We start from the raw sequence: 15413 nt of genomic DNA, 5'->3' as shown, positions 1-15413 counted from the left end.
TAAATGGCGTAGGCCTGAAGTTAAAGGTAGTCAAATAAAAAATACAATAGCTAATTTACGCAATTAGACACTAGTTTCTATAGTATTTCAGGGGCGACTAGATAAAACAGGAAGGCCAACGTTCGCCAACGCACGCCATCAGAGCGTTAGGCAAAGTTGCCGCGGCCGGACCAGCACCCCAACCAGCGCAGCTTCCTCGATCCTTTTGTGCTTGCTGCCGTGCTCGATTATCGGCACCTGCAACGTACTTACTGGGCAGGATTTACCGGTGCGGCATTTCGCAATATGGTGTTCCGCGCGGTGAGCAGAATCGCGCAGGTAGTGCCAATTGACCAGGAAAGCAAGGCTATTTTCAGCCTGTCTTTCAGTTCAGCCGTTCTGCGCAGGGGTGGTAATCTGGTCTGGTCCCGAGGCAGTCGATCAATTACTGGGCAGTTACAACCGTTCCGGCCAGGAATTGTGGGATGATTCTTTCGCGCTATCCAGTCACAGTGGTACCTGCTGCTATCAGGGGTGCTTATGAATTACTCTCAGTGAGTGCGGCGTGGCCGCATTTCCGGCCCATTACCATAATTTTTCGGCTACCCCTCCAACTGTGAGAACTGGCATTAGGTGGAAGAGGGGAAAGTGCAGAAGAACGCATCGTGCATGGGCTTGAGGAAGCGATGGCTAAATTGCTGGCAGAAGCTGAGTGAGAAAAAATGCAGAAATGAATAATATCTATGCGTCTAACCTATCCTGTTTTCACTTCTTCACTTTTTAAGAAAGATTAGTGCTAACCTGATCTTTATTTCTGTACCCACTGACCATTCTCTTTTTGAAACCAAGTGCCAGCAGGGATTTTCTTGAATATTTCCATGGCGTAAACTTTACCAACCTGATCAACACTCACACCTTGGGTAGCAGCCTTTTCCTGATAAATTGCTCTACGTTTAGTATTAATGGCATTAGCCTCAGCTTGAGCGCTGGAGTTTCTGGCAACTACATAACCGCTATAACTTTCACCTATCGCCCCTGAGGTACGCAGCTGTTCCAGGTTATCGGCCCACACCAGCGTTCCATAGAGTGATAGTGTCAAAAGCACAGCGCTAAGGATTCCCACTAGGGGTTTTGTTTTTAGAATGGATGGAAGACGTAGCATGATGATTTCCTTATCAATTTCATTTGGGACTAGAAAACATTCGGATTGGCTTCAATGTCTTTCTTCGCCTCTTCTTCAAGCTGTACGCGTATATCGGCATCCAGCTTGACATTAAGATTAATGGTGATGGGTTCTTGTGGTGCTTCGACTTTGACTGTTGGTGTACAGGCGGTGATCACCAGGCAGCAAAATATCAATGATCCCATGATAGATGGGATATTTCTTATTTGATAGGTTTTGTACACAGTTGCATTCCTTTACTGATTGATCCTTGGATCCGGGTTTCTGCACGATCGGGTAATAATCATAACAACATACAATACATATAATTTAGCTAAATAAAAATTAATGTAACCTGAATAGGTCGCGCAGCACTTTATTGGAAAGTCTGTAGCCCTGACCAATGGCCTCCAGAATCTTGCCAATATTACTTTCAAGATTAATATTCAAGCGAAACATCCGCCCCTCTTTAACATTTGGATTATTTCCCAGCAGAGAGAGAGTGGCTACCAGGTCATGCGCAGCGGATTTATCCAGCTTTAATGACAGCTCTGTATAGTGAAAGTCCTGCAGAGCCTGGAGTAATAATTTCATTTCTTTGCCTGAGCCCGCTAACAATTGTGAGGCTTTTTCAGATTGAAATTGCAGCATGCCTGGTACCTTTGCCTCAAGATGGCTGTTTCGTATGATGATGTGATCGCCTTCGAGCGTGATCGGAACACTGCCATCTAGGCGACCGTTGACAGTCAATCCTTCTACCTTAACCTGATCAAAAAAGGCATCGAGATCGATATTATTTACGAATATCACCACATCGTTGCGAGCAGAAGTTGGATCGATGAGGGTAGGGCCTAAAGACACTATGCCGCCAAGCAAGAAAAGGTTTGCTTTTTCGAGGACAATTCGAGGCGGTGAATCTTCAATTTGATAGGAAATCACCAGGCTTTCTATGGGAATACCCAAATCAATACGCCGAATAGTCAGGGTTTGCTGGGGCGGGCTGCTGGGTGACAACAAGTCAGTTAAATTCAGTGTTGCATTCAGCCCGCTGATTTTGCCAGCCTGATGGATAAACGATACATTGTCCAGCTCAAGCATGCCGCTGCTGCTTATGCCTTTCTTGGACCACCTGAACTTAGCACTGGCGCTGACCATGCCACTTACATTCTTCAGCTGGGAAAGATTAGGAAAAAGCGTTTTAGGTTGTAGGCCATCGACTGCAAAATCTAAGGGAGCAATCACTATCTTTAGCATGCCGTCACCGCTATCGAGCACCTGCTCTCCCATGATTCTCAAATACCGTGTGCCTGGTACACCGCCAACAGCATTCATTGAGTATATCCTGGATTGTCCATGAACAGACTTACTTTTAATACTGCCAGAAATGGAGAGGGGGGCGAAGTGGGGTGCTGATACTTGATGGTGTAGCTGACCGATGGTGAAGTCGGCAATATTGCCTTTTTCTGGAGTGCCAAGGTGGAGCGTCGCAGCAATATTATCCAGTTGTAGGTTTGATTGCGATAGGGTAAGGTCCATACCATTAATGATACCCTTGCCTTGGTATTTTTTACCTGTATCGTATTTCCCGCTTAGGATCATTTTCCCGGGATGAATCTGTGCTTCAATCGCCTGAGCTTCTTCTTGTTTAACAAGTAGCGTAAAGTTTGTTGCTGTTGCTACGAGATAATGATTGAATGCCAGACCTTGCAAATGATTTACCAGTTCGATATCCATCTTTTGAATAGACAGATTTAAAGGACCCTTGAGGCTGACAGCATTAAGCGGGTCAATTCTGCCGAGCGTGAGCTGCCCCGATTCTTGCAGTCCCATTCGCCAAGTACCATGGTCGAAGTGAATCTGCAGCGGTAAGACAGCAGAGGCTCGATGGGCAACCAGCGGTCCGGCAACCAGCCGGTCTGCATCGGCATGCAGATCGAGCTTACCAGTCCAGGCATCTGGCGAACCATGGAAAGCGCCTGTTAGCTTGATTCGGTCAATAACCGTGCCTGGCGGTGAACCGAAACTTGCCAACCAGTCAGAGTCAAGATTGGCTGTACCACTCGTATTGAGGGCAAGATTAATGTCAGGTGCGACAAGGTAATGACGCACCGTGACATCTAAATGTGCCACATGTGTGTCATCGGAGGTTAGTAATTTTCCAGTTAACTGTGCATTAGTTTCATCCATTTGCAAACTGAGTCTAGCTTGTTTAAAGACTTGCTTTGCCAGTTTGCTACCTGGCAGATGAATATCGGATAACACAAATTCAGCCTTGATGTGTTGTGGGCGCATCGCTGTTAGTATGAAAGCAGCCTCGCCAGAGAGACCGAAAACTTCCATCTTGGGCAAGTTCAGCTTCCCTTCGGACACAGCGATCTTGCCTTGAAGATTTCCGTTCTTATCCAGGGTTGCAGTAAGCGTACTTTTGATCTGACCCGGTGCACCGCTGATTTCGGCACGCAGATATGCAGCCTGACTTTCCCACCTTCCTCGATCAAGGTTGCCTGTCAGAGTAATGGCAAAATTACCCCATGCTGAATGCAGATGAATAATTGAATCTAGCAGTGAGATGGCAGGAAGCCTGAATTGACCAGTATTTTCTCCAGACGGTGAAATCATGGGTTGCAGCACACCCACCGGTGATCGTTCACTGCCCAGATTGAGCGCCGCTTGCAGACCACTTATTTCAATTGAGCCTACCGTACCTGCGAGCAGGTCGCGCAAACGCCAGGTGACATAAATTTTGTCGATTTGCAGCTCTTTATCATTGCCCATCGACAGGTTACGCAAAAGCAGGGTGTTGAGCGAGATATCCGTAACCGAAAGGGAATGTACTAGGATGCCCTGTTTGCGTAGCTGATCACTGATGAGTGACTCTAAAAGAGAAAGTCCAAATGCATAGAAGCTAGATACAGTTATGATGATGAGGCCAGCAAAGGCCATTAACCAAGTGGCTAGACGTTTACTCATCTTACAAATTGAGTTGTTTGCAATAACTAATAAAAACTATTGTAGCAACTAGCCGGAGAATCTCAGTGATAGTTTCTGCGAAAATACAGAGCGAGAATGAGTAACAGAAAATTAAATTATCCTTTTATTACCATAGATACAAACAAGTGCGTTAATGATCGCAATCATTACTGAAAAACCAAGCATGAAGTGCGCTGTTCAGTTTTTTATCACTCTAGTATTGATCATTTTAAGTATGGCTCCTTGTTATGCAATTGACGTGACTATTAAAGGAGGCCCAAGGATCAAGAGTGATGACGGTAATTTTGAGATAGGACTCAATGGTCGCGGTCATTTTGATGTACATTCATTTTCTCCAGATCATGCTAATCCAGATTTTCCTCCATTTGGTAGCCAGCTTTTAAGCAGTAATGATCGTGATGGGTTTAATTGGCGCCGTACTTACGGTACGCTCACAGGCAGAATCTACAGTTTAAATTTCAAATTTGAAAATGACTTTGCTATCAATGCTAATACCCCTTTCCCTCATAGCCTCCGTGAAGCGTGGCTTTCAACTAAACTAGGTCCAGGCCAGATCACACTGGGTCAATTCAAACCTTATCGTGGTATGGAAGAATTAACCAGCTCCAATGAAATTACCCTCATGGAACGTCCATCCACTTCCTCTACTGGAATATATAGCGGACGACAATTTTTAACTGGAATCGGTTATAAGGCAATAATCAGAGATAATATTGGTTTTGGCATCGATGTCATGAGTCTTTCTCATTTTGGTTTGCCTATTGAGGGCATAACTTATGGCGGTCGCGCGGTTTGGTTGCCTATAGATAAAGAAGGCAACATTCTTCATCTTGGATTTTCTATCAGCAGAGATACTACCAGTAAAGATTCGTTACCAGCTAGGATAGTTGATATTTATGGTGGACGTGAGGGGATAAGCAAATCCTTGGGTGTTGCAGGAGCAAGCCCAGGCGCACCTAATAGTAATAGCCAATCGACTTTTTCCGCCGAGATGGCGTATTCTTTCAGGGCGTTAACGCTACAGGGTGAGTATGCGATATCGGGACTTGATAATACTCATGAAGTAAATGGAAACACAAAGGATTCCACTATTCATGCCTTCTATATACAAGCAAGCTGGTTTGTGACTGGAGAGAATGCAGTTTATAAGAAGGATCGTGGCACTTTTGGTAAGCCGAAACCGATCAATAAATTGGGTGCACTGGAGCTTGCCGCCCGCTATGATTTCGCTGAGAACATCAATCAGAGCCTTAGTGCTGATCCCTGCAAAACGGGTACTTCAAAATGCCAGGCTCAAGTAATCACGCTAGGTATTAATTGGTATCCTTACCAAAATATCCGTTTTATGCTGAATTATTACCTTGCTGAAGCCAATATAGGGGATGCAGGCTCGGGTACACCAACGCGGAAAGATAATCCTTCAGTACTTTCTTTCCGCACGCAGTTAAGTTTCTGATCTAGAATTTACCGAACTACTGCTAATTAAAAGGAAAGTTGAAGAAATATTTTCAATTAATAAAATGAGTTTGTAACGATAACCAAAAAACCAGGGGAAGCATTATTTCCGATCAGCGTGATTATTATGAAGTACTTGGTGTTGCCAAGGATGCCGATCAAAAGGCGATCAAGGATGCTTTCCGTACCCTTGCGCTGAAGTATCACCCAGACCGTAACAAGGAACCTGGGGCTGAGGAACGTTTCAAGGAAATTGCCGAGGCTTATGCGATTCTTTCTGATCCGCAGAAGCGGGCAGAATATGATGCACGCGGGTTTGCGGGAGTAGCAGGAACTAGGCCGGAGGATTTGTTCAGCGGTATCAATTTTGAGGATATTTTTGGTGGGCTCAATTTTGATTTCGGCATGGGTAATTTGTTTGATAGCTTCTTTCGTCGAGGCAGGGAGCGAGCAAGGCCGGTTCGTGGCACAAATATCGAGGTAGATCTTTATGTCACGCTGGAACGGATTGCGGCAGGTGGAGAAGAAGTCGTTCATTTGCTCCGTCCTGCCACTTGCCCTGCCTGTCATGGTACAGGTGGTGAAGGAGGTGTTGCGCCACGCAAATGTGAAACATGTGGCGGAACAGGGCGCATCACGCATAGTCGCCGTGAGGAAAAAGAGCATCTGCTGATTCAGCAGATACTCCCATGCTCAGTCTGCCACGGGCGTGGCAGCATCATCGACCATCCTTGCCCGGAATGTTATGGCAGCGGTGAGGTCGAACAAGAGGAAGCATTGACGGTAAAAATCCCGGTTGGGATTGAAGAAGGCATGGCGTTGCGTATCCCTGGCAAAGGGATGCCAAGCCCTTCACCTGATGGCGTTGCGGGCGATCTGTATGTGGTGGTACGGACCCGGCAAGATGCGCGCTTTGAGCGAGCAGGCGCTGATTTGTGGCACACAGTAATGCTATCTCTTATCGATGCGGTGCTGGGTACCAGGCTCAATGTGCAGACATTGCATGGTTCGATCGATGTGACAATCCCTGCTGGCACGCAGCCTGATGCGTTATTACGTGTGAAAGGAAAGGGATTGCCCGCATTCAGGAGTGAGCGGACAGGCGATCTCTATTTGCGGATTCGATTGAAAGTGCCGGAGCATCTCACCCAGGAAGAGCGGGAATTATATGAGCAATTGCGTGCGATTAGTCGTAAAGCGCATGAGGAAAACCTGAATAAGTAACAAATATGCTACTGTAGCTTCTTACTCAGATTTTCCTTAACATGATGAATATATTATCCATGCTTTAGGAGGCGGATGAGAATGGCTGCCAAGCTGAGACCCATACATCACCTACCCGTCAAAATACTGCCCCAGCCGGATGAGACCACCTGTGGTCCGACTTGTCTGCATGCTGTTTATAACTATTGGGGGAAGAATGACCCGCTGGAAGATCTCATTGCCCGCATCCGCAAAGTGGAAAGCGGCAGGGGCACATTCGATGTTTTTCTGGGGTGCGATGCTTTGCGCAATGGTTTTCAGGTCACCATCTATACCTACAATCTGATGGTGTTCGACCCGACCTGGTTTGTGGCAGGGGTAGATATTGCTGAGCGCTTGCGGCAGCAGCGTGAGGTCAAAACGGATCGCAGGCTGCACTATGTTACTGAAGGTTACCTGGAGTTTCTTAGCCTGGGTGGGCGACTACGGTTGGTTGATCTCTCTCATTCGCTGATTTATGGTCTATTACATTGTGGTCTGCCGATTCTGACTGGATTGAGCTCGACGTTTTTGTATCGTGTCGCGCGCGAATATGGACCGGATGATATGCCGAATGATATACGCGGCTTCCCCATAGGCCATTTCGTGGTTATTGCTGGCTATAATCGCACCAAGCGTACCCTGTTAGTGGCTGATCCTTATGGGCCAACCCAGGAGTACTGGACTAATATTGACCGTGTGATCGGTGCGATTCTATTGGGGATCGTGACATATGATTCCAACTTGCTAGTCATCCATCCCCCACGAACACTCGAACAACAAGCGATTGAATTACCATGAGCAGCCTCATTGTCGTGAGCAATCCCCATGACTGGCCACTGAATATTCCTGACGTCACGGTGGTATCTGCCAGAGTATATTTGACCGACCCGGCATATGGCAGTCAGCTCAGAGTGCGTGTCTTTAATTTATGCAGATCCTATCGCTACCAGAGTCTCGGCTACTATGTTTCACTGCTGGCGGAAGCACGTGGGCATAAGCCTTTTCCTCGCGTGAATGCCATCGAGGATCTGCAATCTCCTGGTTTGGTACGATTGATTACTGAAAATCTGGATGAGCAGATACAAAAATCACTAGCGTTGATCAAACCAGAGCATTTCGAGCTTAGCATTTATTTTGGCCGCAATGTGGCCAAACATTACGATCAGCTCAGTCGCCAGTTGTTTAATTTGTTGCCAGCGCCGTTGCTGCGTGCTTATTTCGATCGCCATGATGGTCAGTGGCGCATTCGGAACATCAAGACTATTGCCGCAAGCGAGATTCCGTCACAACACCACGATTTTGTTGTGCAGGCTGCTACGGATTATTTTTTCGGGCACAAACCATGGACCCAGAAGCAGGTTGCGCCTCGCTACGATTTAGCTATTCTGCGTGATCCAAACGATCCCGAGCCACCTTCCAATGCCAAGGCATTGAAACAGTTCGAGAAGGCGGCAGAAAGTCTCGGCATGCACGTCGAATTCATTACGCGTACTGATTTGGGCCGATTGCCTGAATTCGATGCGCTGTTTATTCGCGATACCACCTATGTCAATCATTACACTTATCGCTTTTCGCGGCGGGCTGCTGCTGAAGGCTTGGTGGTAATTGATGATCCAAATTCCATCCTCAAGTGCAACAACAAAGTTTATCTGGCAGAGCTAATGGCTCGGCACCACATTCCCGTGCCTAGAACTTTGCTGGTCCACCGGGACAATGTCGAGCAGGTCATCCCTGCACTTACTTTGCCGTGTGTGCTCAAGCAGCCGGATAGTTCATTCTCGCTGGGAGTGGCCAAGGTCACGACAGAAGAAGAGTTGCGCCACAAAGTACATGAGTTGCTGGACAAATCGGAGCTGATCGTGGCCCAGGAATATCTGCCAACTGAGTTCGACTGGCGGGTAGCTATACTGGATCGTCGTCCTTTATTCGTCTGCAAATACTACATGGCGCCGGGACACTGGCAGATTGTCAAACATGGCGAACAAAAACGCGATTATGTAGAAGGACTTACACAAGCTGTCTCACTGGAAGAAGCCCCGGCCAAGGTAGTAAAGATGGCACTGAAGGCAGCCAATCTGATCGGTGATGGTCTGTATGGGGTGGATATCAAGCAAGCCGGCAAGCGCTGTTATGTCATCGAGATCAATGATAATCCCAACGTCGATGCCGGTAATGAAGACGGTATCCTGCAAGATGCGCTATATCAGCAGATTATGACGGTATTTTTGCATCGATTGGACAGGCGTAAGCAGGGAGGAGGGTGGTGAAGGCCGTGTTACCTGCGTTTTCCGGCTACGGCATTGAATTGGAGTACATGATTGTCGATCGCGAGAGCCTTTCCATTCTCCCCATTGCAGATGAATTGCTGCATATGCTCGCTGGCGAGTATGTTACTGAGGTCGAGTGTGGCCGATTGGCCTGGTCTAATGAGCTTGTGCTGCATTTGCTTGAACTTAAGAATACCCATCCTGAGCCGAATATTGAATCTCTTCCTCCACTGTTTCAAAGTGAAATCCAGCGCATCAACCGTGAGCTTGAATCCATGCACGCAAGGCTGATGCCTTCTGCCATGCATCCTTGGATGAATCCTCGTGTTGAGACACGGCTATGGCCGCACGACCACGCAGAAATTTATCGTGCGTATGATCGTATTTTTGATTGCAAGCGCCATGGCTGGGCTAACCTGCAGAGCATGCATCTGAATATGCCCTTTGCTGATGATACCGAATTTGCCCGCCTGCATGCTGCTATTCGACTAGTGTTACCTATTTTGCCGGCACTGGCAGCGAGTTCCCCAATTGCTGAAGGGCATCATACTGGTTTTCTGGACGACCGCTTAGAAAATTACCTGACGCATCAAATGAAAATCCCCTCGACGATGGGAAAAGTGGTGCCCGACACGATCACGAGCCGTGCAATGTATGAAACGCAGATTCTGAACCCGATGTACCGTGAGATTGCTACACTTGATTCAGAGGGAGTATTGCAACACGAATGGCTCAATGTGCGGGGCGCTGTGGCGCGTTTCATGCGCAATGCAATTGAAATCAGGCTGATCGATGTCCAGGAATGCCCGGCTGCTGATCTGGTCATCGCTGCGGTCGTGCACGATAGTGTGCATGCGCTCTATGATCAACAAACGGCATCGCTCGCAGATCAGCAGGCGATCAGCACCGATAGCCTAGTCAAGATCCTGCATGACTGCATCCGGGATGCCGAACAAACCAGGATCACTGATCAAGAATATCTGGGGTTAATGGATTTTCCTGCGCAATACTGTGAGGCGCGTGAATTGTGGCAGCATCTAATTGCCTCAGCGATGTCGGAGCAAAAAATACAACCCTGGCAGGATGCATTAACCATCATACTGGAACAAGGCCCATTGGCACGTCGTATTTTGCGCGCTGTTGATCAGGATTTTAGCCAGGCGCGGTTAAAGACTGTCTACAGAGAACTATGCGATTGCTTGCATGAGGGGCGGCAGTTTCTCAGAGTGAGTTAAAGACAAAGGAGGGGGAGGTTTAGCTTCAACTACTAAACTGCCGCAATTGCAATCAAACTTAATGGGTTAGGCAAAAAAGAATTAAAACCGCAAAGTTTAAAATCTTCTTCAGTCCAATGTGATCGATGATTTTCCAAAGGATTTGCAGGTACTTCCTGCTCAATAAACTCTTTGGGAGTGCTTACAAGTACTGATTTTCGGCATACATGCTTACATTCTTTTAAAAAATTAATACCTTGTTCTTTATAAAAGTGTTCAAGAATATCAATAGCGAGTACTAGGTCATATGTTCTATCTTTTAAGGCTGAGAGTAATTCAAGCGCGTCACCGATCATTAATCGACTATACGAGTAGTCATGAACGGCAGTAAGATAGCCAGCATAGCCCTCTATTCCATCAATTCTAATTTTCCATTGATCTTTGCTACGTTGACGTGCATTTGAACCATCAATCTCAAAAAGATTAATATTTTCTAAGTTTGTGCGTAACAAGAACCCATACTGCCCCATTCCAACGCCTATATCAAGAATTGATTCTGGGCTTTGCTGTTCAGCAAAGCCAATAATTGTACTAAGCTGATTACTATAGCTGAACGGCATGGTTAGTTGATCAATCTTGAGTGTATGTTGAAATTAATATCTATCTACTATATTGAATAGGTAAATACTTACCCCATACTTTATGAGCTTCACCGGCCAGCGCTATTTGAATAGCGATAAGTGGGTTATATCCCCTGTTGGCCATGGATTGCAGATAGCTTGAAATTCGGCAATAGGCATGTGCATATTCGCTGACTCTGAAACAACCAGAGACCTTTTGTTTGACTTTTGACATTCTTAAGTCCCGCTCTGTTGTTGGTAAACGACACATTCTATTATCATATCATCTTTACTTTTTCAGATGAAGAGCAGGTTTGAATAAATATAAATCATGGAAATCAAAGAATTTAAATGGCTGATTAAATCACTCAAGTTGATGAAACGCCGGCACCGACTTCGGCCATGCCAGGCATCAGTTTATGCATTAATAATTTGACTGAATCAAAACTAGAAGAAGACATGCTCTCTCTTTAAGAAAGCGGCTTATGCCGATACCAGACAGTGGTTATTTATGCAGCCACACAGCCACACTCGCATCAGCGAAAGTAATTGCGCGACATCAACCGGCTTGGTGATATAGTCGGATGCGCCAGCCGCAATGCATTTGTCGCGGTCGCCTTTCATTGCCTTGGCGGTCAGCGTAATGATGGGCAATTGCTTGAAGCGTGGTATGCGGCGGATTGCTCGCATCGTATCGTAGCCATCCATCTCAGGCATCATGATATCCATCAGCACGATTTCAATCGATGGGTTGTTTTCCAGAACTTTGATGCCATCCTTGCCGTTTTCGGCAAACAATACCTTCATCTGCTGCCGCTCCAGCACCGAACTCAGCGCAAAGATATTGCGCAAGTCATCGTCGACAATCAAGACCTGGCGTCCGGTCAGTCCGTTATTGGCAGCCTGGCTCTCATCCAGCATGCGCCGCTTCGGCTCGGGCAGGCTGGCTGGAGAACGATGCAGGAATAGCGCGGTCACATCCAGCAGGCGTTCCGGCGAGCAGGCATCCTTGACCACGATGGTTTTGGCGATACGCTTGAGCTTTGCCACTTCCTTACGCTTGAGTTCCTTAGCGGCGTAGATCACGACCGGCATGGTGCACAGGTTTTCATCCTTGCCTATCATATCGAGCAGGTCGAAGCCATTCATGTCCGGCAGGGTGGTGGGGTCCAGCACCATGCAATCGAAATGCTCGGATTGGAGCATTTCCAGCGCCTGCTGCCCGGTTTCGGCAGCGACGATATGCACATCGGACTCGCCAATCAAGTCAATCATGGCGTCGCGCTGCTTCTGGTCATATTCCACCACCAGCAGGCTGCGCTTGTCATAAGACAAGAATTGCTGGATGCGGATGAACTCCTCCTGCAGCCGTTCCAGGCTCACCGGTTTGGCCAGGAAAGAGATGGCGCCGAGCCGCAGGCTGCACTCGCGTTCCTTCTGGTTCGAGATGACATGGACCGGAATATGGCGGGTGTTCGGGTCGCGCTTCAAGCGGTCAAGCACCGATAGCCCATCGGCCTCGGGCCGATCGATATCCAACAGGATCGCCTTCGGCAGGTAATCGCGCGCCAGGGTCAGTGCAGAATCACCATGCGCGGCCACGATACCCTTGAAATTCTTTTCGTGGACGCAATCCAGCAGGGTCTTGGCCAGGCGCGGATCGTCTTCGACGATCAGGATGGATGGATCGCCTGATGCAACCAGCACCCTGTCATCCAGGGTCGCATCTTCCGCCGTGGTCATTGCCGCCGGATTGGCGATGGAGCGTTCCGGCCCGGCTGATTCTTCGGCATGGTCGAACGCTTTCTCGGACATGTAGATGACATTGGTGGTCAGCGCTGTCGCTTGCGGCGACGACTGGTTCACTAATTCATCATTGACGAAAACATTGCTGTTGTAAGGCAGGAACAAGATGAATGTGCTGCCGACGTTGAGTTCGCTTTGCACCCGGATTTCGCCATTCAGCAGGCGCGCCAGTTCTCGGCTGATCGATAGCCCCAGGCCGGTGCCGCCATATTTGCGCGCGGTGCTGCCGTCCGCCTGCTGGAAGGCTTCAAAAATCAGTTGCAGTTTATCAGCCGGAATGCCCACTCCAGTATCGGTCACGGAAAAGGCCAGCACCGCAGCGGCTTGCGACAGGCTGGGATGATCGACGCTCCAGCCCTCCCGCACCGGCGCTATCTTCAGTGCTACATGGCCATGGGCGGTGAACTTGAATGCATTGGACAACAGGTTCTTCAGTATCTGCTGCAAGCGGGTGATATCAGTCATCATCGAGAATGGCAGGTCCTCGGCGAACTCCACCGAGAAACTGATGTGCTTGGCTTCGGCCATATGGCGGAAGGTCCGCTCCACATAATTGCGCAGGTTCTGGAAGCTGTATTCGCTGACTTCCAGCGTAACCGTGCCCGACTCGATCTTCGACAGGTCGAGAATGTCATTGATCAGCGTCAGCAAGTCGCTGCCTGAGCTGTAAATGGTCTTGGCGAATTCGACCTGGTCGCTGGTCAGGTTGCCTTCGGGGTTGTCGCTTAACTGCTGGGCCAGAATCAGCAGGCTGTTCAAGGGCGTGCGCAACTCATGCGACATATTGGCCAGGAATTCCGATTTGTATTTGGACGACAGCGCCAGTTGGGTCGCCTTTTCCTCAAGCGCGAGCTTGGCTTGTTCGACCTCACGGTTCTGGTGTTCCACTTCAATGTTTTGCTCGGACAACAGGCGTGCCTTTTCCCCCAGCTCATGGTTGGTTTGCTGCAATTCCTGCGCGAGCGATTGCGACTGCGCCAGTAGGCTTTCGGTCCGGCTGTTGGCTTCGATCATGTTGAGCATTACGCCTATCGATTCCATCAACTGGTCGAGGAAGGAGAGATGGGTTTCGGTGAAGCGGTCCAGCGATGCGATTTCAATCACCGCCTTAACTTGCTGGTCGAACAGGATAGGCAGCACGACGATACTGGTAGGCGGCGCCGCACCTAGGCCGGAAGATATTTTGATATAGTCGCGCGGGACATTGGTGAGCCAGATGCGTTGCTTTTCCAGCGCGCACTGGCCGACCAGCCCTTCGCCCGGCGCAAATGAAGTCGGCAACCCACGGCCGGGGCGGCAGCCATAGCTTGCCACCATGCGTAGCCGCTCATCCCGCTCCTTGGAATCCATCATGTAAAACATGCCGTGATGCGCCGATACCAGCGGCGCCAGTTCGGACAGGATCAGCGCGGTCACCGCATCCAGGTCGCGGTACCCCTGCAACAGGCGGGTGAAGCGTGCCAGGTTGGTCTTGAGCCAGTCCTGCTGCGCATTCTTTTGCGTGGTTTCCTTGAGATTGCGGATCATCTCATTGATGTTGTCCTTGAGATAGGACACCTCACCGCGCGCTTCCACCTGGACCGAGCGCGAGAGATCGCCGCGCGTTACCGCGGTCGCCACCTCTGCAATCGCGCGCACCTGGTTGGTCAGATTGGCTGCGAGCTGGTTGACATTCTCGGTCAAGTCTTTCCAGGTACCGGCCGCACCCGGCACGCTGGCTTGCCCGCCCAGCTTGCCTTCGGTGCCGACCTCGCGCGCCACCCGCGTCACTTCCGAAGCGAATGAAGAAAGCTGGTCCACCATCACATTGATGGTATTTTTCAATTCCAGAATTTCGCCTTTCACATCCACGGTAATTTCTTTCGACAGGTCGCCATTGGCTACCGCAGTTGTCACTTCCGCGATATTGCGCATCTGCCCGGTCAGGTTGGATGCCATGAAATTGACATTGTCGGTCAGATCCTTCCAGGTGCCGCCTACTCCTGGCACATAAGCCTGGCCACCCAAACGTCCCTCGGTGCCGACTTCACGTGCAACTCGAGTCACTTCTGATGCAAACGAGTTCAACTGGTCCACCATCACGTTGATCGTGTCCTTCAATTCCAGGATCTCACCCTTCACATCCACGGTAATTTTTTTCGACAGGTCGCCATTGGCTACCGCAGTCGTCACCGCTGCGATATTGCGCACCTGGCCAGTCAAGTTGCCGGCCATTGAGTTCACCGAATCGGTCAGATCCTTCCAAGTGCCAGCTACGCCCTTGACCTGCGCCTGGCCGCCCAGTTTTCCTTCGGTACCCACTTCACGCGCCACTCGCGTCACTTCCGATGCAAATGAGGAGAGCTGGTCCACCATCACATTGATGGTATTTTTCAATTCCAGGATTTCGCCTTTCACATCCACGGTAATTTTTTTCGACAGGTCGCCATTGGCTACCGCAGTTGTCACTTCCGCGATATTGCGCACCTGCCCGGTCAGGTTGGATGCCATGAAATTGACATTGTCAGTCAAGTCTTTCCAAGTGCCGCCTACTTCCGGCACATAAGCCTGGCCGCCCAGTTTTCCTTCGGTACCCACTTCACGCGCCACTCGCGTTACTTCCGATGCAAATGAGGAGAGCTGGTCCACCATCACATTGATGGTATTTTTCAATTCCAGGATTTCGCCTTTCACA

General features: G+C 49.0%; 12 protein-coding genes. 6 read left to right on the top strand and 6 right to left on the bottom strand.

Annotation, left to right across the window (positions count from 1 at the left end; translation table 11 throughout):
* The first annotated feature begins 156 nt into the window (after nt 1-156).
* Nucleotides 157-468 carry a 1-acyl-sn-glycerol-3-phosphate acyltransferase gene (locus R2Q26_RS13935; protein ID WP_317536841.1) on the top strand — a complete coding sequence of 104 codons (312 nt, stop codon included), beginning with the start codon at nt 157-159 and terminating at the stop codon, nt 466-468.
* A 319-nt stretch (nt 469-787) separates the two neighbouring features.
* Here the strand turns inward: R2Q26_RS13935 and R2Q26_RS13930 are convergent, their stop codons facing one another.
* The 3 genes from R2Q26_RS13930 to R2Q26_RS13920 all read right to left on the bottom strand — a co-directional run bounded on the left by R2Q26_RS13930 (nt 788) and on the right by R2Q26_RS13920 (nt 4111).
* Nucleotides 788-1141, bottom strand: coding sequence for a YdbL family protein (locus R2Q26_RS13930; protein WP_317536840.1), 354 nt, complete (start codon nt 1139-1141; stop codon nt 788-790).
* Between the two features lie 29 nt (nt 1142-1170).
* The gene (locus R2Q26_RS13925; RefSeq protein ID WP_256329491.1) at nt 1171-1386 is read right to left on the bottom strand and encodes a YnbE family lipoprotein; all 216 of its coding nucleotides are present in this window, start codon (nt 1384-1386) and stop codon (nt 1171-1173) included.
* A gap of 100 nt (nt 1387-1486) precedes the next feature.
* Nucleotides 1487-4111 carry a YdbH domain-containing protein gene (locus R2Q26_RS13920; protein WP_317536839.1) on the bottom strand — a complete coding sequence of 875 codons (2625 nt, stop codon included), beginning with the start codon at nt 4109-4111 and terminating at the stop codon, nt 1487-1489.
* 184 nt (nt 4112-4295) lie between these two features.
* Here R2Q26_RS13920 and R2Q26_RS13915 point away from each other — a divergent pair, with 184 nt between their 5' ends.
* From R2Q26_RS13915 to R2Q26_RS13895, 5 genes are all read left to right on the top strand, one after another.
* A complete protein-coding gene (locus R2Q26_RS13915) occupies nt 4296-5588 on the top strand; it encodes an OprO/OprP family phosphate-selective porin (RefSeq protein ID WP_317536838.1) in 1293 nt (430 codons plus the stop codon).
* Nucleotides 5589-5689: 101 nt separating this feature from the next.
* A complete protein-coding gene (locus R2Q26_RS13910) occupies nt 5690-6811 on the top strand; it encodes a J domain-containing protein (protein ID WP_317536842.1) in 1122 nt (373 codons plus the stop codon).
* Between the two features lie 81 nt (nt 6812-6892).
* On the top strand, nt 6893-7630 hold the full coding sequence (locus tag R2Q26_RS13905; RefSeq protein WP_317536837.1) for a C39 family peptidase: 738 nt from the start codon (nt 6893-6895) through the stop codon (nt 7628-7630).
* A complete protein-coding gene (locus tag R2Q26_RS13900; RefSeq protein WP_317536836.1) occupies nt 7627-9099 on the top strand; it encodes a RimK family protein in 1473 nt (490 codons plus the stop codon). Before R2Q26_RS13905 ends, R2Q26_RS13900 begins: the two co-directional genes overlap by 4 nt.
* Nucleotides 9096-10334, top strand: a complete 1239-nt coding sequence (locus R2Q26_RS13895; protein ID WP_317536835.1) for a glutamate-cysteine ligase family protein — start codon at nt 9096-9098, stop codon at nt 10332-10334. Before R2Q26_RS13900 ends, R2Q26_RS13895 begins: the two co-directional genes overlap by 4 nt.
* 32 nt (nt 10335-10366) lie before the next feature.
* Here R2Q26_RS13895 and R2Q26_RS13890 read toward each other — a convergent pair whose 3' ends face one another.
* From R2Q26_RS13890 to R2Q26_RS13880, 3 genes are all read right to left on the bottom strand, one after another.
* Nucleotides 10367-10933 (bottom strand): class I SAM-dependent methyltransferase, encoded by a 567-nt coding sequence (locus R2Q26_RS13890; RefSeq protein WP_317536834.1) that lies wholly within the window; start codon nt 10931-10933, stop codon nt 10367-10369.
* A 40-nt stretch (nt 10934-10973) separates the two neighbouring features.
* Nucleotides 10974-11168: a hypothetical protein gene (locus R2Q26_RS13885; protein WP_317536843.1), complete on the bottom strand. Its 195-nt coding sequence runs from the start codon at nt 11166-11168 to the stop codon at nt 10974-10976.
* Nucleotides 11169-11416: 248 nt separating this feature from the next.
* Complete coding sequence (locus R2Q26_RS13880; RefSeq protein ID WP_317536833.1) at nt 11417-15391, bottom strand: response regulator; 3975 nt, start codon at nt 15389-15391, stop codon at nt 11417-11419.
* Nucleotides 15392-15413: the final 22 nt, after the last annotated feature.

Origin of the sequence: Nitrosomonas sp. Is37 (assembly GCF_033063275.1) — a bacterium.
Taxonomy (GTDB): Bacteria; Pseudomonadota; Gammaproteobacteria; order Burkholderiales; family Nitrosomonadaceae; genus Nitrosomonas.
The sequence above is the reverse complement of the archived record's forward strand: the minus strand, read 5'-3'. Positions and strand labels throughout refer to the sequence as shown.